13 protein-coding genes are annotated in these 19,954 nt (G+C 71.3%); 7 read left to right on the top strand and 6 right to left on the bottom strand.

The annotated features are described in order from the left end of the window. Positions 1-161 precede the first annotated feature (161 nt). Positions 162-1,007, top strand: coding sequence for a hypothetical protein (locus tag MED01_RS01415; protein ID WP_238666694.1), 846 nt, complete (start codon positions 162-164; stop codon positions 1,005-1,007). A gap of 43 nt (positions 1,008-1,050) precedes the next feature. Here the strand turns inward: MED01_RS01415 and MED01_RS01410 are convergent, their stop codons facing one another. Continuing rightward, positions 1,051-1,272, bottom strand: coding sequence for an exodeoxyribonuclease VII small subunit (locus tag MED01_RS01410; protein ID WP_030328827.1), 222 nt, complete (start codon positions 1,270-1,272; stop codon positions 1,051-1,053). Between the two features lie 45 nt (positions 1,273-1,317). Further along, entirely contained in the window at positions 1,318-2,553 is a 1,236-nt protein-coding gene (gene xseA, locus MED01_RS01405) for an exodeoxyribonuclease VII large subunit (RefSeq protein ID WP_238666693.1), read from the bottom strand. 155 nt (positions 2,554-2,708) lie between these two features. Here xseA and MED01_RS01400 point away from each other — a divergent pair, with 155 nt between their 5' ends. Together MED01_RS01400 and MED01_RS01395 are read left to right on the top strand one after the other, a co-directional pair. Further along, positions 2,709-3,695, top strand: a complete 987-nt coding sequence (locus MED01_RS01400; RefSeq protein WP_238666692.1) for a 4-hydroxy-3-methylbut-2-enyl diphosphate reductase — start codon at positions 2,709-2,711, stop codon at positions 3,693-3,695. Positions 3,696-3,736: 41 nt separating this feature from the next. Next, complete coding sequence (locus MED01_RS01395; RefSeq protein ID WP_238666691.1) at positions 3,737-4,171, top strand: hypothetical protein; 435 nt, start codon at positions 3,737-3,739, stop codon at positions 4,169-4,171. Between the two features lie 71 nt (positions 4,172-4,242). On the opposite strand, the gene MED01_RS01390 is transcribed toward MED01_RS01395, so the two are convergent. Then, on the bottom strand, positions 4,243-7,539 hold the full coding sequence (locus tag MED01_RS01390) for a S8 family serine peptidase (protein ID WP_238666690.1): 3,297 nt from the start codon (positions 7,537-7,539) through the stop codon (positions 4,243-4,245). A 137-nt stretch (positions 7,540-7,676) separates the two neighbouring features. Further along, a complete protein-coding gene (locus MED01_RS01385; RefSeq protein WP_238666689.1) occupies positions 7,677-8,852 on the bottom strand; it encodes a DNA recombination protein RmuC in 1,176 nt (391 codons plus the stop codon). Between the two features lie 54 nt (positions 8,853-8,906). Here MED01_RS01385 and MED01_RS01380 point away from each other — a divergent pair, with 54 nt between their 5' ends. After that, entirely contained in the window at positions 8,907-9,740 is an 834-nt protein-coding gene (locus tag MED01_RS01380; RefSeq protein WP_238666688.1) for a hypothetical protein, read from the top strand. Positions 9,741-9,808: 68 nt separating this feature from the next. On the opposite strand, the gene ppc is transcribed toward MED01_RS01380, so the two are convergent. Beyond that, positions 9,809-12,595, bottom strand: a complete 2,787-nt coding sequence (gene ppc, locus MED01_RS01375) for a phosphoenolpyruvate carboxylase (protein ID WP_238666687.1) — start codon at positions 12,593-12,595, stop codon at positions 9,809-9,811. A 129-nt stretch (positions 12,596-12,724) separates the two neighbouring features. Then, entirely contained in the window at positions 12,725-13,777 is a 1,053-nt protein-coding gene (locus MED01_RS01370) for a YhgE/Pip domain-containing protein (protein ID WP_238666686.1), read from the bottom strand. A 585-nt stretch (positions 13,778-14,362) separates the two neighbouring features. Between MED01_RS01370 and mfd the strand changes: the two genes are divergently transcribed. The 3 genes from mfd (at position 14,363) to MED01_RS01355 (ending at position 19,883) form a co-directional block, all read left to right on the top strand. Next, the gene (gene mfd, locus MED01_RS01365) at positions 14,363-17,995 is read left to right on the top strand and encodes a transcription-repair coupling factor (RefSeq protein WP_238666685.1); all 3,633 of its coding nucleotides are present in this window, start codon (positions 14,363-14,365) and stop codon (positions 17,993-17,995) included. Between the two features lie 140 nt (positions 17,996-18,135). Then, positions 18,136-18,888, top strand: a complete 753-nt coding sequence (locus tag MED01_RS01360) for a hypothetical protein (RefSeq protein ID WP_238666684.1) — start codon at positions 18,136-18,138, stop codon at positions 18,886-18,888. Between the two features lie 2 nt (positions 18,889-18,890). After that, a complete protein-coding gene (locus tag MED01_RS01355) occupies positions 18,891-19,883 on the top strand; it encodes a nucleoside triphosphate pyrophosphohydrolase (RefSeq protein ID WP_238666683.1) in 993 nt (330 codons plus the stop codon). Positions 19,884-19,954: the final 71 nt, after the last annotated feature.

Below are 19,954 nucleotides of genomic sequence, written 5' to 3'. Positions count from 1 at the left end.
GCCCGAAGGGTGATTGTCCGACGCGTCGACAGGGAACAAGGAGGGAGTGACCCGGGCGCGCTGCTCGGTCCGGGTCGCGCGACGCAGCCGACGGTGCTGCTGCGTCGCCCGGAGTTTCCGGCGCCGTCCAGGTCGTCGGGTGACCCCCTTGGGAGACACGTATGACTGTTCGACGACTCGGCGCCGGCCTGGTAGCCGCCGCTCTGATCACGCCCGCACTGGCTGCCTGCGCCAGCGGAACAGGCACGACCGGATCGACGCCGTCCCCGACGGTGAGTGCGTCCGGCACGGCGAGCGCGTCCGGTGCCCCGGTGGCGGGCGACGCCAAGCAGGCCCTGCTCGACTCCACCAAGGAGATCAGCAACGGGAACTTCCGGTTCAGCCTGGCCGGTGCCGGCTCGACGGCGGAAGGGCTGGTGCACCAGCCGAGCCAGAGCGCGGCGATGAAGATCGCGATCGGTGGCCCCTCGTCCGACCTGGCGATGAAGCTCGACGTGGTCCACTTCAAGCCGGACAGCTGGGTCAAGCTGGAGCTGACCGGCCCCACCGCCGACAGCCTGCCCGCGATCAAGCAGCTCAACCTCGGCAAGTACCAGCACCTGGACCAGAACCGGATCAAGGGCAACCGCAACCTCGGCTTCGATTTCGAGAAGGTCGACCCGGCCGGTAGCGCGGTGCTCACCCAGGGCATCACCGAGGTCCGCAGCACCGGCACCGGCGCGTACGCCGGCACCATCGACGTCACAAAGGCCGCCGAGGCGGGCTCGTTGAACGCCGCCACGATCGCCGCGCTGGGCACCCAGGCGAAGACCGTCCCGTTCACCGCGAAGGTGGACCCGCAGGGTCGGCTCAGCGAGTTGGTGCTGCAGTTGCCGGCCGCCGGACAGACCGCCGCCCAGGAGATCAAGATGACCTACTCCGACTACGGTGCGGCCACCGCCGCGCAGAAGCCGCCGGCGGACCAGGTCGTCGAGGCGCCGGCCGAGCTGTACAGCTTGTTCAACTGACGTACCGCTGTGGGGCGGCTCCGGCCGCCCCACCGGCGGTCGGTCAGGAAGCGGGCTCCTGCCGGGCGGCGTCGATCCGCGCCCGCGCACCATCCAGCCAGCGTTGACAGATCACCGCCAGCGCCTCGCCGCGCTCCCAGAGCGCCAGCGACTCCTCCAGGGACGTGCCGCCGGCCTCCAGCCGCTCCACCACCGAGGCCAGCTCGGCGCGGGCCTGCTCGTAACTGAGCCGCTCGTCCGGCCCGGCCTTCGTGTCATCAGTCATCGCGTTCATCTCAGCACATCACTCCCCACCGCGCCGCGTCGCCACTCAGCCATCGACGGTGGCGGCCAGCTCGCCGTCGGCCAGTCGTACCCGCAGGGGGTCGCCCTTGCCGACCTCCGCCGCCGCGCGGACCACGTGGCCGTCCGCGCGCTGCACGATCGCGTACCCCCGGTCGAGGGTGGCAGCGGGGGAGAGGGCGCGCAGCCGCGCCAGGGTGTGCCGCAGGTCATCCTCCGCGGCCCCGAGCCGGTGCTCCAGGCAGCGGCCCGCCCGCTGACGCAACGCGGTCAGCTCGGTCGCCCGATGCTCCACCATCACCTGCGGCCGGGCCAGCACCGGCCGGGAACGCAGCCCGTCGAGCCGGTGCGTCTCCCTGTCGACCAGGTTGCGCACCGCCCGTTCGAGGCGGTGCCGGGCCTGGCCGATGAGACGTACCTCCTCGGTGAGGTCGGGGACGACCCGCTTCGCCGCGTCGGTCGGGGTGGAGGCGCGGACGTCGGCGACGTAATCGATCAAGGGCGCGTCCGTCTCGTGACCGATCGCGCTGACCACCGGCGTACGACAGCCGAACACCGCCCGGCAGAGCGCCTCGTCGGAGAAGGGCAGCAGATCCTCGATGCCGCCGCCACCCCGGGCGATGATGATCACCTCGATGCTCGGGTCGGCGTCCAGCACCTTGAGCGCGTCGACGATCTGCGGCACCGCGGACGGGCCCTGCACGGCCACGTTGACGGTCCGGAACTCCACCGCCGGCCAGCGCCGTCGGGCATTTGTCAGCACGTCCCGCTCCGCCGCCGAGGCGCGGCCGGTGATGAGCCCGATCCGGCCGGGCAGGAACGGCAGTCGACGCTTGCGGGCGCGGTCGAAGAGCCCTTCGGCCGCGAGAAGCTTCTTGAGCTTCTCCAGTCGGGCCAGCAGCTCCCCGAGCCCCACCTGACGGATTTCGTCGGCCCGCAGGCTCAGCGTGCCCCGGGCGGCGTAGAACTCGGGCTTGGCGTGCAGCACCACACGTGCGCCCTCGCGTAGCTCCGGCGCGCCGGAGTCCAGGACGTCCCGGTTGGTGGTGACGGTCAGGCTCAGGTCGGCCGATGGGTCACGCAGGGTGAGGAAGACGGTGCTGGCCCCGGGGCGGCGGCTGATCTGCGCCACCTGCCCGTCCACCCATACCCAGCCCAGCTTGGCGATCCAGGCCCCCACCTTCTGGCTGACCACCCGTACCGGCCAGGGCTCCTCAGCGCTGCTGGCCCCGCCGCCGCCCACCCGCCCCCCACCGTCAGTCACCCGCCCACCCTACGACCCACCCCATCTGGGCCGTCGATCATGAAGTTATTGCCCTCCGTGCCGGCGTGTCGGGGCAACAACTTCATGATCAACGCGGAACGGGGGTGGAGTTGCGGCCCGGTGGCGGGGGGAGGAGTGGCACGTACGATGGGGTGGTGACTGAGGCTCAGGCGACTCACCGGACCGGCAAGCGCGTGCTCCTGGCCAAGCCCCGCGGCTACTGCGCTGGTGTCGACCGCGCGGTGCAGACCGTGGAGGAGGCGCTGAAGCTCTACGGCGCCCCGATCTACGTGCGCAAGCAGATCGTGCACAACAAGCACGTGGTGCAGACCCTGGAGGCCCAGGGCGCCATCTTCGTGGAGGAGAACGAGGAGGTGCCGGAGGGCGCCACCGTCATCTTCTCCGCGCACGGTGTGGCGCCGGAGGTCTACGAGCAGGCCAAGGCGCGTTCGCTGAAGGCGATCGACGCGACCTGTCCGCTGGTCACCAAGGTGCACCACGAGGCGCGGCGTTTCGCGGCCGAGGACTACGACATTCTGCTCATCGGCCACGAGGGGCACGAAGAGGTCATCGGCACCGCCGGGGAGGCCCCCGCGCACATCCAGCTGGTGGACGGCCCGGACGACGCCGACAAGATCACCGTACGTGATCCGGAGAAGGTGGTCTGGCTCTCCCAGACCACGCTCTCGGTCGACGAGACGCTGGAGACGGTGGCCCGCCTCAAGCAGCGGCTGCCGCTGTTGCAGTCCCCGCCCAGCGACGACATCTGCTACGCCACCTCCAACCGCCAGCACGTGGTCAAGGAGATCGCCGCCGACTGTGACGTGGTGATCGTGGTCGGCTCGACGAACTCCTCCAACTCGGTCCGCCTGGTCGAGGTCGCCCTGGACGCCGGCGCCCGCGCCGGTCACCTTGTCGACTTCGCGCACGAGATCGACGACGCCTGGCTGGAAGGGGCCACCACGGTCGGCCTGACCTCGGGCGCGAGCGTCCCGGACGACCTGGTCCAGGAGGTGCTGGTCCACCTCGCCGCCCGCGGCTTCGCCGACGTCGAGGAGATCACCACCGCCAACGAGCGGCTCACGTTCTCGCTTCCGCAGGAGCTGAGGCGGGACATGAAGGCCGCAGCGGCGCGCGGCTGAAGCGCGGGAACGAACTCGGGTCGGCGTACGTCAGATTCGGCATGAGGACTCTTCGGCTCGCCGTCCCCGCGCTGGCCGTCTGCGTGGCGCTGAGCGCCTGCGGCGGCCAGGGCGTCGGGGGCGGCACACCCAGCCCGACCCCGACGGGAGCGCAGCCGGTGACCAGCCAGCCCACGCCCGACCCGACGCCCTCGCCGGAGACCGGCACCCGGTCCGTGCCGCCCGGGTTGAAAACTCCGAAACCGGGCGGCCCGAGCACGCCGCCGGGCGTCGGAGCCACCACACTGAGCGGCACCGTGCAGGGCGGTGTGGAGCCCGGCTGCGTACTGCTCGACGGTTACCTGCTGCTCGGCGGCCCGCGTGAGGTGCTGACGCCGGGTGCCCGGGTCGAGGTCACCGGTCGGGTGGAGCCCGGCATGATGACCACCTGTCAGCAGGGCACCCCGTTCGTCGTGACGGCCGCCCACCGGTCCTGACCTTGCACCAGTGACATGCGGGAGCCCGCCCCCGAACGTGGGGACGGGCTCCTGCCGGTGTTACGAGCGGATCAGTTCACGGCACCGATGGACACGTTGCCGCGCCCCACGATCGCACCCTCGCTGGTGACGATCGCCAGTTCACCGGAGAGCTGACGTCCGTCGGCCGGAACGGCCACCGCGGTCACCGTGCCGGTGATGGTGGCGGACTCGCCGTGCATCAGCGGCACCGCGACGGCCGAAGCGGTGATCGTGCCCAGCGACGCGGACGCGAACGCGTCGTAGTAGTCGTAGGCGGTGCTGGTCCCCGGCCCGTCAACCCCGTACGGCTCCACCACGACTCGGTAGGTGCCGGCGGCCGGGTTGGTCAGCGTGACCGCCTCCTCCGAGTCGCCGTCCGCGGCCCGGCCGACCTCGGTGGTACCCCGATAGACGAACAGGTCCAGGTCGGCGCCCGCGCTGGCGGGGTTGCCGATCCGGGCGGTGAACGTCGACGTACCCGCCGGGATCTCGACGGTCCACTCCTGGTTGGGACCGCCCTCGGTGATGGTCGGACGCTCGGTCCGCACACCGGTCAGCGCGCCGCTGCGGCCGCTGACCGAGACCGGACCGAAGGCGTTGGTGACCTTCCAGCTCACCGGGGTCGGCTCGCCGGCCTCGACACTGGGCAGCTCGACCAGCGCCGGCTCGACAGTCAGGCCCTGCACCCGCGCCTGGAGCTTGAACGGGTTGTTCAGCGTCGGGGACGTCCGCCGCGACTCCACCTCGATCTCCCAGACCCCGGGAAGCGGGTTCTGGTAGTCACGCTCCTGCGGCTTGCAGACGTTCACGTCGGAGAAGTTGGTGTAGCAGACGGTGCTGGTGGTGGCCTCCACCGGCACACCCAGCGGGTTGATCGCGATGAACCGGGTCTGTGAACCGGTGGCGATTCCGGAGAGGTTCACCTGGAGTGCCTTGGCGCCCTCGGGCACCGTCACGAAGTACGACGTGAAGCCGTTGCGGTCGACCGAGCCCTCGTTGGCGTACGAGAAGTTGGGCTTCTTCACGTCGTTCGACGCCACCACCACTGTGGACACCTCGAAGTCGACCACGTTGGTGGTCGGGTCGTCGATCCGCACGATCGCGCCGTGCGCGCCCTCGGTGGCCGGCTTGGCGGTGACGCTGATGGTGACGGGCTTGTTGAGCGGCAGCGCGACGCTCTTCGGCGCCTTGAAGGTGCCGTCGTTGCCCTGGAGCGTGATGGTGTGCCTGATGGTGCCGGCCGGGCCGCTGGTGCGGGTGAGCTTGACCGGGTACGTCTTGCTCTGGCCGACCTTGTGGCCGCCCTCGGACGAGGTGCAGCGGTTGTAGACGCCGGTGCCCCGACCCGGGTTCGGCACGAACTTCACACCGTTCCAGATGGTCAACTGCTCCGCCAGGGGGCTGCAGACCGGCGCGTCGGAGACGTACGACCGGGTTTCGACGCCCTGGCGCAGCAGCTGCCACGCGCCCGGAACGTTGACCATGCCGTAGCCCTGCGCGTACGTCGGCACGTCCGCGATCGGCTTGGCGGAGCTGAACAGCGCCCGCCGCAGTGCCGCCGGGCTGACGCCCCGGTCGGTGGCCTTGGCGGCCGACAGCAGCAACGCGCCGGCACCGGCGGTCTGCGGTGACGCCATCGAGGTGCCGTTCAGCATCGCGTAGCCCGGGGGCAGCGCGTATCCGGCCTCGGGGACCGGGGCTCCGAGCTGCCAGGTCGGTGCGGTGGAGATGGCCGATCCGGGGGCGGCGATGTTCGGCTTGAAGCCGCCGTCCTCGCGCGGGCCACGGGAGGAGAAGTTGAACAGGGCGTTCTTCTTCTTGACGACCGAGCCGTAGTTGGCCAGCCAGGTGTCCTTGCTGATGTTGGCGGCAACGCTGATCACGTTGCTGGCCACCGACGGGTCGCCGACGGTGTTGAGACCCGGGCCGGAGTTGCCGGCCGAGATGACCAACTGCACGCCGTACGTCTCGATCAGTTCGTTGTAGAGGTTCGTCCGCGCGTTGTTGCCGTCGTTCAGGCCCGGAAGACCACCGATCGACATGTTGACGATGTCGACGCCGCGGTTGGCCACCAGGTCGATCATGCCGACGGTGAGGGCCGCCGCGCTGCAGCCGCCACCCCAGGAGCAGGCGCGGGCGGAAACCAGCTTCGCGCCGGGCGCGGCGCCGTCGAAGGCTCCGTTGCCGAGCATGTCGTTGGCGGCGGTGATGCCGGCGACGTGGGTGCCGTGGGTGCTCTCGACGATGCCGATGTTGACGTAGTCGTAGGTGCCAGGCAGCCCGATCGGCGTGGTGTCCACGTTCTTGCGGAACTCGACCACGAACGGCTGCCGCTCGGCGACCGGGGTCGCCGGGTTGTCGGTACCGAAGTAGCCGATGTCGTACTTCTCCTTGTACGGCCGCATGACCGGGTCGTCGGTGAAGTTGAGGTTCTGGTTGGCGTCCACCCGGATGTTGTTGGTGGCCGGGTCGAAGAGCACACCCCAGGTGTCGGTCGTGTCGCCGTCGCGGTTGACGTCACCCCGAGCGTCGCTCGCGGTGGTGACCGACTCGCTGAACAGGTTGAACCGGTACGTGCCGGCCGGCGCCGTCCAGGTGCCGCCGGCGATGGTGAACGACGGGCCGGCGACCTCGGCCTGCATCCGCCGCCACGAGCCGTCCTCGAGCGGATCGGTAGCGGTGACCCAGTCGACGATCTTGCGCTCGCCGGTGGTGGTCTGCTGCAACGCCGGGTGGGCCAGGTCCACACCGGAGTCCATGATGCCGATCGTGACGCCCCTGCCGTCCCACTCGGGGTGGGCCGCGGTGAACGCCACAGCGCCGGTCTCGTTCGTCGGCATGTAGGGGTTGTCAGCCGGGGTGGTCTCTCCCGGCGCCCCGACGGTGGCCGGCCGCGCGCCGGCGGTGCCGGTGGCGGTGCGCTCCGGGGCCGGGTCCGGCAGTTGGATGACCTCGTCCAGGTCGACGGCCGAGACGCCGGGCAGCCGCGCCGCCTTGAGGACCCGGTCGGTCGGGACCTTGGCCAGCACGAAGCCGACCCGGTCCTGCCGCTGGCTGACAGTGCCGCCGAGCTTGGTGAGGCTGTCGGCGACGTCCCCCGCCTCACCCTTCTCGGTGGCGACGATCAACGTGACGGTCGGGGCCTTCTTGGCGCGGGCCTCGCTGAGCAGTTTGGCGTCGTGGGCGCCCAGCGTCTCGGCGGCGGTGGCCGGGGAAGCGTCCGGTGTGGCGGCGGGAGCGGCGGCCGCTGTGGCGGCACCACCCATTGTCGTCATGGCGCTCGCCGCCAGGACCGACGCGAAGAGCGCGGCTGAGGTGCGCCGGCTCAGGTTTCGGAGTCTGCTCACGTTCTCTTTACCTCCAGAGAACAGGGCCCATCAGAGAAGGGCGCTGTGGTGAGCAGAATCTTTCGTGCTACCGCCGAGCACTGTCACTACTGGTCAGTCCCTTGTGACCAGTTCGTGACATGCGGGTATACGCACTGTCACATGGATGGAGAGCGGGTGGAGACCTCGTCGGCTGCCGGATCGGCCAGCTCGGGGGCCTGCGGCTGCCGGGGTGTCAACTCGACCTGCGCCGGCGTGGCCAACTCGTCGTCAGAGACACCCAACTCGGCGAGCTTGCGGGCGCTGACCAGCACCCGGGCCTCCAGCGAGCCGACCGCCCGGTTGTAGGCGGTCACCGCACCGGCCAGCGAGGACCCGAGCTTGCCCACGTGGTCGCCGAGGGTGGAGAGCCGGCCGTACAACTCCCGGGCGAGGGTGTGCACGGCGAGCGCGTTGCGGGCCAGTGCCTCCTGCCGCCAGGAATAGGCCACAGTGCGGAGCAGGGCGACCAGCGTGGCCGGCGTGGCCAGCACCACGTTGCGGGTGAAGGCGTGCTCCAGCAGCGTCGGGTCTCGCTGGAGCGCGACGTCGAGGAACGGGTCGGCCGGGACGAACAGCACCACGAACTCGGGCGAGTTGTCGAACGCCGACCAGTAGGACTTGGCGGCCAGGGCGTCGACGTGCCCCCGCAGATGCCGCGCGTGCGCGTCGAGGTGGGTGTCCCGGCCGCGCTCGTCGCGGGCCTCCATGGCTGTCAGGTACGCGTCGAACGGGGCCTTGGCGTCCACCACCACCGAGCGACCACCGTGCAGGCGAACCACCAGATCCGGTCGGACGACCTGCTGGTCGGTGGCGGCGGTGACCTGCTCGGAGAAGTCGCAGTGCTCCAGCATGCCGGCAGCCTCGACGATCCGGCGCAACTGGTGCTCGCCCCAGCGGCCCCGCACCTGCGGTGCGCGCAGCGCCGCCACCAACTGCTTGGTCTCGGTGCGCAGCTCACCGGAGACCGCGTTCATCGAGCGGACCTGCTCACGCAGCTCGGCGTACGCGTCGACGCGGTCGTGCTCCAGCTCGGCCACCCGCTGCTCGTAACGGCGCAGGGTGTCGTGCAGCGGCGCGACCGCCCGAGCCACCGCCTCCTGGGACTGTGCGGTGGCCTCGTAGCTCAACGCCCGCATGGACTGCTCCAGTCGACCCTCGCCCTCCCGGGTGGCGGCCAGTGTGGCATCCAGGCGGGCGATGTCGGCGGCCGACCGGGACCGGGCCGCGAGCCAGCCCACCGCCCCGCCCGCGCCGAGGCACACGATCACCAGGAGCAGCGTCGAGACGTCCATCACCGGAGCTTGCCAGACGGATACGACGTGCGACCCGGGGGTACGTTCGATGACATGGAACTTGTGCTCTGCCTCGCCGTTGTGCTGGTCGGCGCGTTGGGCGCCGCCGCGCTCGTCCGCGCTCAGGCCGGTGCCCGTCGGCGCACCGAGCTCGGCGACGCCCGCGCGGAGGCGCAGCGGTGGTACGAGCGCCTCGGTGGCCAGTTGATGAACCTGCACGGCGACGACCCGGCGGTTCGCCAGGCGCTGGCCGACGCCGGTGAGCGGTACAACGCGGCGGGCTCCCAGCTGGAGCAGGCGTCCACGCCGCACCAGTTCGGGCTGGCCCGGGAGACCGCGTTGGAGGGTCTGGCGTACATCCGGGCGGCGCGCACGGCGCTGGGCATCGATCCGGGCCCCGAGCTGCCCACCCTGGCCGCGGCCCGCGGCGTGGGACAGCTCACCAGGGAACGTGAGGTCGATGTGCAGGGGCAGACCTTCCGGGCCGGGCCGCAACCCGGCCGGGAAACGCCCTACTACTACCCCGGTGGGCGTTATCAGGGCCGACCGGTGCCCGCCGGTTGGTATTCGACGCCCTGGTGGAAGACGGCACTGGGTGCCGGCGCCGGTGTGCTCGGCGGCATCCTGATCGCCGACGCGCTCTTCTCGCCCGCCTTCGCCGACCCCGGGTACGGCTACGACGCCGGCTACCAGGAGGGCTTCGGTGACGGTGTCGACCAAGGCGGCGACGGTGGCGACCAGGGCGGCGACTTCGGCGGCGGCGACCAGGGTGGGGACTTCGGCGGCGGCGACTACGCCGGTGGTGACTTCGGTGGCGGCGACTTCGGTGGCGGCGGCTTCGGCGGTGGCGATTTCGGCGGTGGCGATTTCGGCGGCGGCGACTTCTGACAGTCGTTCAGAGCTACGGAAACGGGCCCCGGTCGCAGCGACCGGGGCCCGTTTTCCGTACCTGTCGATCAGCCGGTGTTGCGCATCCCGGCCGCGATGCCGTTCACAGTGGTGAGCAGCGCGCGTTCCAGGGCGGTGCCGTCGCTCGGCGCCCGTCGGCCGCCCGGTGCGGTGGCGATCGCCCGCCCGGCGGCGCCCGACTCCCGGTACTGCCGCAGCAGCGCTACCTGGAGATGGTGCAGCGGCTCCAGGTAGGTGTCGCGGACGGCCAGGGTGCGCTGGAGCACCGGCGAGTTCTCCAGCAGGGCCGGTGAGGCGGTCACCGCCAGCACCTCCCGCTTGGTCAGCTCGTACTCCTGCTCGATCTGCTCGAAGATCGGGTGCAGCTTCTTCGGCACCAGCGTCTCGACGTACCTGCGGGCGATGCTCAGGTCGGTCTTGGTCAACATCATCTCGACGTTCGACAGGAACGTGCGGAAGAAGTGCCAGTTGCGGTGCATCTCGGCCAGCACGTCCGCCAGACCGGCCTCGCGGGCGGCGGCCAGCCCGGAGCCGACGCCGAACCAGCCCGGCACGATCTGCCGGGTCTGCGTCCAGCCGAACACCCACGGGATGGCCCGCAGCCCGGACAGCCCGGCGCCGGTGTTCGGGCGCTTCGCCGGCCGGGAGCCGATGTTCAGCGCGCCGAGCAGCTCGGTGGGGGTGGACGCCCAGAAGTACGCGGGCAGGTCCGGGTCCTCGACCAGCGACCGGTAGGACCGGAACGCCGACTCGGAGACCACGTCCATCGTCGCGTCCCAGCGCTCCAACATCTCGGCCGGCTGCCGGGGCGCGGTGTGCAGCAGGGTCGCCTGGAGCACCGCGGCGAGGGTGAGCTCCAGGTTCTCCCGGGCCAGCGAGGGCAGTGTGTACTTGTCGGAGATCACCTCGCCCTGCTCGGTCACCTTGATCGCGCCGTCCATGGTGCCGTACGGCTGCGCCAGGATCGCCTCGTGCGTCGGCCCGCCGCCGCGCCCGACCGTGCCGCCCCGGCCGTGGAAGAGCCGCAGGTGCACACCGTGCCGGGCGGCCACGTCGCGCAGCGCGCGCTGCGCCCGGTGGATCGACCACTGGCTGGTGGTGATCCCGGCCTCCTTGTTCGAGTCGGAGTAGCCGAGCATGACCTCCTGCACGTCACCCCGGGCCGTCACCAGCGCCCGGTACGCGGGCAGCGACAGCAGCTCGTCGAGGAGTTCGCCGCCGGAGTTCAGCTCGGCCGGGGTCTCCAGGAGCGGGACGAACCCGATCCGGGCCCGCCCGCTGTGCACGTCCACCAGGCCGGCCTCGCGGGCCAGCACCACGGCGGCCAGCACGTCGTCGACACCCAGGGTCATCGAGATGATGTACGACTCGATCACCTCGGCACCGAACCGGTCCTGTGCCTCCCGGATGGTGCTGAACACGTCGAACGTCTTGCGGGCCGACTCGGACAGCGACGTGTCCACAGTCGACAGCGGGCGCCGACCGGTCAGCTCGTCGGCGAGCAGCTTGGTGCGTTCCAGCCGGGTCAGCGCCGGGTAGTCGGAGACCTCGCCGACCGCCTCGTAGAGCTGCGCGAGCACCGCGTGGTGCGCCTCGGCGTGCTCCCGGACGTCCATGGTGGCCAGGTGCAGGCCGAACGCGGAGACCGTACGGATGGTGGAGGCCAGCCGGCCGACCGCTGTGAGCTGCCCGGAGTTGCGGGCCAGCGAGGCGCGCAGCAGGTCCAGGTCGGCGATCAGTTCGGCGGAGCCCTGGTAGTCACGGCCCGGTACGTGCGCGGTGCCCTGGCGCAACCTCAGCCGGGTGTTGGCGAGCTTCGCCTTCACGCAGCGTGCCTTGAGCCGGTACGGCTCCTCCGCGTTGACCCGGCGGAAGCGCTGCGCCACCTCGGGCAGCGCGTCCAGGTCGGCGGCGAGGCTGGCGGAGAGGTCCAGGGAGACCCCGCGGAGTCGGCGGGACACCGAGACCTCGTTGATCAGGTGGTCCATCGCCTTCTCGGTGGCCGCGATGCCGTGCTCGTGCTGGATGGTCAGCACCTCACGGGTGACCGCCGGGGTGACGAACGGGTTGCCGTCGCGGTCGCCGCCGATCCAGGTGCCGAAGCTCAGCGGCCGGGCCGTCGGTGAGGTCTCCACACCGAGGGTGCGCAACGTGTCGGCCAGGTCGTCGAGCACCTGCGGGGCAGCCTCGGCGTACAGGTCGCGCAGGTAGTAGATGGCGTTGCGGGCCTCGTCGGTCGGGTCCGGCCGGTCGAGCCGCAGCTCGTCGGTCTGCCACATCAGGTCCAGCAACTCGGCCAGCCGGCGGTTGGCCGGGCCCTCGTCGCTGGCGCCGTAGAGGATCGCGTTGGCGGTCTCGGTGTCCAGCTCGTCGGCGATCGCCCGCAACTTGGACAGGATCGAGCGACGAGCCGCCTCGGTCGGGTGCGCGGTGAAGACCGGTCGCACCGCCAGCCGGCGAGCCGCGTTGGCGATCTCCTCGGCCGGCACCCCGCGCTCGGCGATCATCTTGGCGGCCTGGTCCAGCCAGCCGCCCTGCACCGCGCGGCGGCGGCGCAGATCCCGCGCCCGGTGCACCTGCTCGGTGATGTTGGCCAGGTGGAAGTAGGTGGAGAAGGCGCGAGCCAGCTTGGTGCCGGTGGTCACGTCGAGCCCGCCGAGGCGCTGGGCGGCCGCCGGGGCGTCGGAGCGGACCTGGGCGCGGATCTCCTCGACGAGGTCGAGCAGCGGGCGACCCTCCTGGCGGGCCAGGGTCTGGCCGAGGAGGGTGCCGAGTCGGCGAATGTCGGCGCGCAGTGCGGCGTCCGGGCCGTCGTGGTCGTGCTGGTCGGTCACGATGCGCTCCCTTACGTGGATACGAAGGACAGCGCTGTCCGACTTACTGGATGGTATCCGCGCGCAGGGGATGTCTGGAGGGCCCCCTGGTGATCCACTGCCCTCAGGAGGGTGTTTTCCGGGGTGATCTCAACCACCGTCGCGGTCCGGCGAGGGGCCCGAGCGGGTCGTTGCGGGGCCGGAGGGGGCGGCCCGGCGACCCCGGACCAGGCTCGCGCTGACCAGTCCGAGCCCTCCGAGCACCGCCCAGATCCCGAGGGCGGAAGCCGGCCAGCCGGCCGACCGCCAGTCGAAGTACACAGCGGCCTTGGTCAGGTCGTTGGCGAGCCCGGGGATGTTCCAGCGGTGCATGCCGCGCAGCACCCCGGGCAGGAACTCGGGCGCGTAGATGCCACCGGAGCCCGGGTTGCCGAGCACCACCAACAGCAGGATGACCAGCGCGGTGCCCGCGACGCCGAGCCAGCCCTGAATGGCGCTGGCGAACATGGCTGCGGCGAAGACGGCCAGCGCCCCGATGGCGGCGATCGTCGGTACGTCGTGGTGCCAGATGTCCAGCACGGGTCCGACCACCACCGCGCCGGCGATGCCGAGCAGCACGCTGTAGACCGCCAGGGCGGCGACGCGCAGTCCGGCCCGTCGCGCCGTACGGGGGGTGGTGCCGGCGGATATCCCGAGCACCGTCGAGGCGAGGTAGCCGCCGAGCACGTACCCGACATTCAGGTAGAAGGGCACCACCCCGCGCGTGTCGGCCGGGGTGACCGGAACCTCGTCGACGATCCGGAGCGGGGTCCCGGTGCGGGTGGTGGCGGTGCCCAGGACCTCCTTTATCGCGCTGGTGGCGGAGGGGCCGGAGGCGCTCGCCACGGTGAGGAGCAGGCCGTTGTCTTCTCCGGTGCTGAGTACTGCGTACACCGCGCGGCTGAGCAGCCCGTCCTCGGCGGCGGTCGGGTCGTCGTACCCGATGGGTTTGAGGATGGTGGTCTGGCCGCGCACGGCGTCGAGCGTCGCCTGGGCGCGTTGGTCGCCGGAGACGACGCCGATCGGCAGGTCGCGGGGTGTGGGCTGGTGCAACGCGCCGACGTAGGCAGCGATGAACGCCGTGGCCAGTACGAGGGTGCCGAGGAGCAGTCCGATGCTGCGCGGCGCCCAGTCGCGAGCCGTGCCGCGCGATTCTTCGTCCACGTTGTTAGCCTATGGCCCGATTTGCAGACCCCAGGGTGGAACCAGCTCGCCGCCCCCGAGGCGCGGCAGAGACCAGCGGTGCGGCAGGCGTCAGGGGTCGACGACGGCGAAGGCGCGGACCGAAAGGTGCCCGTGCCGGCCCCCATCGGCGGGGCAGCGGTCCGCGCCCTCCGATCGGCCAAGATCGTGCTCGATCCAGGAAAGAGTGCGGTCTGCCGGCTTCGAGACCACTACATCCTGGATCGAGGACGACCTTGCTCGGTGTGTCCGCCGCGCGAGGCGGCAGCGGGACGGATCGCCCCGCCCGGTCACCTGTCGGCGCGCTCCGGCGCGGTCGACAGTGCGGCACCGACAAGATCCGCACAACATCGAGAACTGCCGCCTCCCGCGCCCCGGACGCGGCAATCTCCGGGAAGTTGCGCGGATCTTGGAACGAGGGGTGGCCTGCGGGGACACGGCGCGCGGCGCGGACCTGGGCGGAAGGGGGTGGCTGTCGGTCGACGGGGCTAGGCTTGTTGTCGCGCCCCCCCGTCCGGCTGGACGAGGGGCCGCCGTCGTGTGCGTCGACTCCCCGAAAGGTTTCCCTTGCTCACCGGTCTGTTCACCGCCGCCCTGGCCGACCCCGGGCTGACCCGGGCGCGTGACCTGGCGCGCTCCGGTGCCGCCCAGGTCGACGGCCTCGACATCACCGCCCCGGCGGCCCTGCGCCCGTTCGCCGTCGCGGCGGTCGCCGCCGACAACGAGGGCGCCGGGCGACCGGTGCTGGCGGTGACCGCCACCACCCGGGAGGCTGACGACCTCGCCGCCGCGCTGGGCGGGTTGCTGCCGGCCGAGCAGGTGGTGGTCTTCCCCTCCTGGGAGACGCTGCCGCACGAGCGGCTGTCCCCCCGCTCCGACACCGTCGGCCGGCGGCTGGCAGTGCTGCGCCGGCTGGCGCACCCGGAGGCGACCGACGCGCACGGCGGCACCGGGCCACTGCGAGTGGTGGTGGCCCCGGTCCGTTCCCTGCTCCAGCCGCAGCTCAAGGGGCTCGGCGATCTGGAGCCGGTGCAGCTCGCCGCCGGCGAGGAGGCCGACCTGGAAGAGGTCGCCCGCCGGCTGATCGACATGGCCTACGCCAGGGTCGACCTGGTCACCAAGCGCGGCGAGTTCGCGGTGCGTGGCGGCATCCTGGACGTCTTCCCGCCCACCGACGAGCACCCGTCGCGTGTCGAGTTCTGGGGCGACGAGGTGGAGGAGATCCGCACCTTCGCCGTCGCCGACCAGCGGACCATCGAGCAGGTTCCGCTGCTCTGGGCACCGCCCTGCCGCGAGCTGCTGCTCACCCCGGCGGTCCGCGACCGGGCCGCCGCGCTCGCCGAGCAGCACCCCGAGCTGGCCGAGATCCTCGACAAGCTGGCCGAGGGCATCCCGGTGGAGGGGATGGAGTCGCTGGCCCCGGTGCTGGTCGGCCCCGACTCGCTGGAGCTGCTGCTGGACGCCATGCCGGCCGGCACCCACGTCCTGCTCTGCGACCCGGAGCGGATCCGCACGCGGGCGCACGACCTGGTACGTACGTCGGAGGAGTTCTTGCAGGCCAGCTGGGCCGCCGCCGCGGTCGGCGGCCAGGCCCCGGTGGACGTTGGCGCCGCCGCCTTCCGCACCCTCGGCGAGGTACGCGCCGCCGCGGGCAGGCTCGGCCAGCCGTGGTGGACGCTGTCCCCGTTCGGCCTTGTCGAGGGGGAGACCGCCGAGACTCGGCAGCCGTGGGAGGACGCGCCCGAGCAGGCCGCCGTCACTCCGGACGACGCCATCGCGGTGACCCTGTCCGCCCAACCGGCGCCGCTCTACCACGGCGAGACCTCGCGGGTGGTCGAGGACCTCAAGCGTTGGGCCGGCGAGGGTTGGTCGATCGCGCTGGTCTTCGAGGGGCACGGCCCCGCCCAGCGGGCGGTGGAGGTGCTGCGCGACGCCGGCCTGGGCGCCCGGTTGGTCGAGGAGGTGCCGACCGCGCCCGTCCCCGGCGAGCTGGTGGTCACCTGCGGTGCGCTGAGCAGCGGGTTCGTCGACGAGGCGTCCCGTTTCGTGCTGCTCACCGGCAACGACGTGACGGGCGGTCGGGGCACCTCGACGCGGGACATGCGCAAGATGCCGAGCCGCCGGCGCAACACCATCGACCCGCTGGAGCTCAAGGCCGGCGACTTCGTGGTGCACGAGCAGCACGGCATCGGCCGCTACGTGGAGCTGGTGCAGCGCACCGTCAACGGCGCCAGCCGGGAATACCTCGTCATCGAGTACGCGGCCAGCAAGCGGGGCCAGCCCGGCGACCGGTTGTTCGTCCCGACCGACCAGCTCGACCAGCTCTCCCGCTACGTGGGCGGCGAGCAGCCCACCCTGCACAAGATGGGTGGCTCGGACTGGCAGAAGTCCAAGGCCCGGGCCCGTAAGGCGGTCCGGGAGATCGCCGCGCAGCTCATCCAGCTCTACGCCGCCCGCAAGGCGTCCAAGGGGCACTCGTTCGGCCCGGACACCCCGTGGCAGCGGGAGCTGGAGGACGCCTTCCCCTGGCAGGAGACGCCGGACCAGCTCGCCGCTATCGACGAGGTCAAGCGGGACATGGAGCAGACCGTCCCGATGGACCGGCTGATCTGCGGTGACGTCGGCTACGGCAAGACCGAGATCGCGGTCCGGGCGGCGTTCAAGGCGGTACAGGACGGCAAGCAGGTGGCGGTGCTGGTGCCGACCACCCTGCTGGTTCAGCAGCACTACAACACGTTCGCCGAGCGGATGAGCCAGTTCCCGGTCCAGATCCGGCAGCTGTCCCGGTTCCAGACGGCGAAGGAGACCGAGCGGACGCTGGAGATGGTCGCCGACGGCACCGTCGACATCGTCATCGGTACGCACCGGCTGTTGCAGACGGCGACCCGCTTCAAGCAGCTGGGTCTGGTGATCGTCGACGAGGAGCAGCGCTTCGGTGTCGAGCACAAGGAACACCTGAAGACGCTGCGCGCGTCGGTCGACGTGCTCAGCATGTCGGCCACCCCGATCCCGCGCACCCTGGAGATGGCGATCACCGGCATCCGGGAGATGTCCACCATCGCCACCCCACCGGAGGAGCGGCACCCGGTGCTCACCTTCGTCGGCGCGCAGGACGACCGTCAGGTGGCCGCGTCCATCCACCGTGAGCTGCTCCGCGACGGGCAGGTCTTCTACCTGCACAACCGGGTCGAGTCGATCGACCGGGCGGCACGGCGGCTGCGGGAGCTGGTGCCCGAGGCGCGGGTCGCTGTGGCGCACGGCCAGATGGGCGAGGACGCCCTGGAGAAGGTCATGGTCGGCTTCTGGGAGAAGGAGTTCGACGTCCTGGTCTGCACCACGATCGTCGAGTCGGGCATCGACATCCCGAACGCCAACACGCTGATCGTGGAGCGGGCCGACCTGCTCGGCCTGGCCCAGTTGCACCAGATCCGGGGCCGGGTCGGCCGGGGCCGGGAGCGGGCGTACGCCTACTTCCTCTACCCGCCGGAGAAGCCGCTCACCGAGCACGCCCACGAGCGGTTGGCGACCATCGCCCAGCACACCGAGTTGGGTGCCGGCATGTACGTGGCGATGAAGGACCTGGAGATCCGGGGCGCCGGCAACCTGCTCGGTGGCGAGCAGTCCGGGCACATCGAGGGCGTCGGTTTCGACCTGTACGTGCGGATGGTCGGCGAGGCGGTCTCCGCGTTCAAGGGTGAGCGGCCGGAGGAGGAGACCGACGTCAAGATCGACCTGCCGGTCGACGCGCACCTGCCGCACGACTATGTGAGCGTGGAGCGGCTGCGCCTGGAGATGTACCGCAAGCTCGCCGAGGCGCGCGACGAGGAGCGGCTGGGCGAGGTGATCGCCGAGATGACCGACCGGTACGGCGAGCCGCCCGCCCCGGTGCAGAACCTGGTGGAGGTGGCCCGGTTCCGTCTGCTGGCCCGCCGCTACGGCCTGAGCGACGTGTCGATGCAAGGCAAGCACGTACGGTTCGGTCCGCTGCCGCTACCGGACTCGAAGCAGTTGCGGCTCAAGCGCTACCACCCGGATGCCGTCTACAAGCAGGCCACCGACCAGGTCAGCGTGCCCCGACCGACCACCCGTCGGATCGGCGGCGAGCCGCTGCGTGACCAGGCGCTGCTTCAGTGGTGCGCGCAACTGCTCTCCGATGTGCTCGGTGCTCCCGCCCCACTCGCCGTCGCCGCGAGCGCCTGAGCCGGCGGTGTGGCCGCGAGCGCCTGAGCCGGCGGTGTGCTCTCGACCAGGGACGGCGCGTCGACGCCGTCCCTGGTACGGGTATGCCCGAAGGTGGGGGGTGTCACAACCCCGGGTGACGGCGTGAGAGAGTGACGGCTATGCGTGCTCGCCGTCTTGCCGCCGTCGCCACTGTGGCGCTCGGCCTCGTCGCCCTCTCCGGTTGCCGTGCTGAGCCTGGTATCGCCGCTTACGTCGGTGACCAGCGCATCACCGACGTTCAGGTCACCACCGCGATGCAGGACCTGCGGACGAAGAACCCGGGCCCGGAGTCATCCGCCAGTGGGCAGCCCGCGGCGCCGCAACCGACAGTGCCCAAGGTGGCCGACGTGGTGCGGACCATGGTGCTGACGAAGGTGTGCGAGAAGCTCTCCGCCGAGAAGAACTACCAGCCGCGCGGCCAGGTGGCGGCCGACCAGGCCGCCCAGCAGCTCGGTCTCGACCCGGAGACCGGGCACGTGCGGGAGGTGGCGAAGCTCTTCACCTGCCTGTCCGGGTTGCCGGCCGAGCCGGTCGAGCCGAGCAAGGAGGAGATCGCCGACGTGATCGCCGCCGGGCGTGCGGCCGGCAAGATCCCCGCTGAGGTGACCGATGCGGAGGCCGCCCAGCAGCTCGACGGCGAGCAGCTACGCGGCGCGCTGGCGACCAAGAGGATCCTGGCCGAGGCGGTCGGTCGTTACGACGTCACGGTCAGCCCTCGATACCGTCCGCTTGAGTTCCCGCTGCTCAGCTTCGCCGGTGACGCACCCGCGGTGAGCGTGCCATTGGGTGAGCCGGGCTCCGACGCGGTCACCGACATCTCCACCCCGGAGGGGCCGACCGGGACGCCGGAGGCCGAGGGCACGGCCAGCTGAGCATGACCGCACGGATCGTCCTCCTGGTCACCTCACCCCGGTTGCCCGCCGGCCTGTTGACGGCCGCCGCCTGGGACGTCGTACGCCAGCACCCGGTGTTGACCGGCGCGGACAGCGAGTTGACCACGGCCGTGCGCCAGGCGGGCGCCGAGGTCACAGTGGTGGACGGCCCGGCGACGCAGCCGTTGCTGGACGCGGTGGCGACGCACGGCACTGTGGTGTGGCTGGCCGGTCCGGCGGGTGACGAGACGCTGGCCCGGGAGTTGGGTCTGCGGTTGGCCCGGCAGCCGGGGTTGGCCGAGATGGAGTTGATGTACGGCTCGTGGGATCCGCCGGGTGCCAGGCTGCTCGACGCCGTGGCCGTGCTGGATCGACTGGCCTCTCCAGGTGGCGACCCGTGGAAGCGGGCGCAGACGCACCGCAGCCTCGCCGGTTATCTGCTGGAGGAGAGCTACGAGGCGTACGACGCGATCTGCGCCGACGACACCGACGCGCTGCGCGAGGAGTTGGGCGACGTGTTGTTGCAGGTGGTGCTGCACGCGCGGCTCGCCGAGGAGTTGCCCGAGGACGAGCGGTGGACGATCGACGACGTGGCCGGTGGTCTGGTCGACAAGATGATCAGGCGTAATCCGCACGTCTTCGCCGGTGCTGAGGTGGGCACCCTGGAGGAGATCACCGAGAACTGGGAGCGGATCAAGCGCGCGGAGAAGGCACGGCACTCGGCGTTGGACGGCGTGGCACTGAGTCAGCCCGCGCTGGCCCTGGCAACGCAGATCCTGGACCGGGCCGCCCGCACTGGCGTCAACGTCCCACTCCCGTCGGCCGACGACCAGACCGACGCCGAGGCAAGGCTGGGCGCCGATCTCCTGGCAAGGGTGGCCGCCGCCCGCGAGGCGGGCACAGACCCAGAAGCGGCTCTCCGCCGCACCACCCTCGCCCACGCCGAAACCATCCGCCAAGCCGAACCCCCACCCCCACCCGCCAGCCCACGGTGATCATGAAGTTATTGCTCCGACACGCCGAGGCGGATGGCAATAACTTCATGATCGACGGGGTGGGTGAAACC

This window comes from Micromonospora alfalfae, assembly GCF_022230925.1.
GTDB classification, from domain to species: domain Bacteria; phylum Actinomycetota; class Actinomycetes; order Mycobacteriales; family Micromonosporaceae; genus Micromonospora; species Micromonospora alfalfae.
Note: the sequence above shows the minus strand (reverse complement) of the source record. Positions and strands in the feature narration are given on the sequence as shown.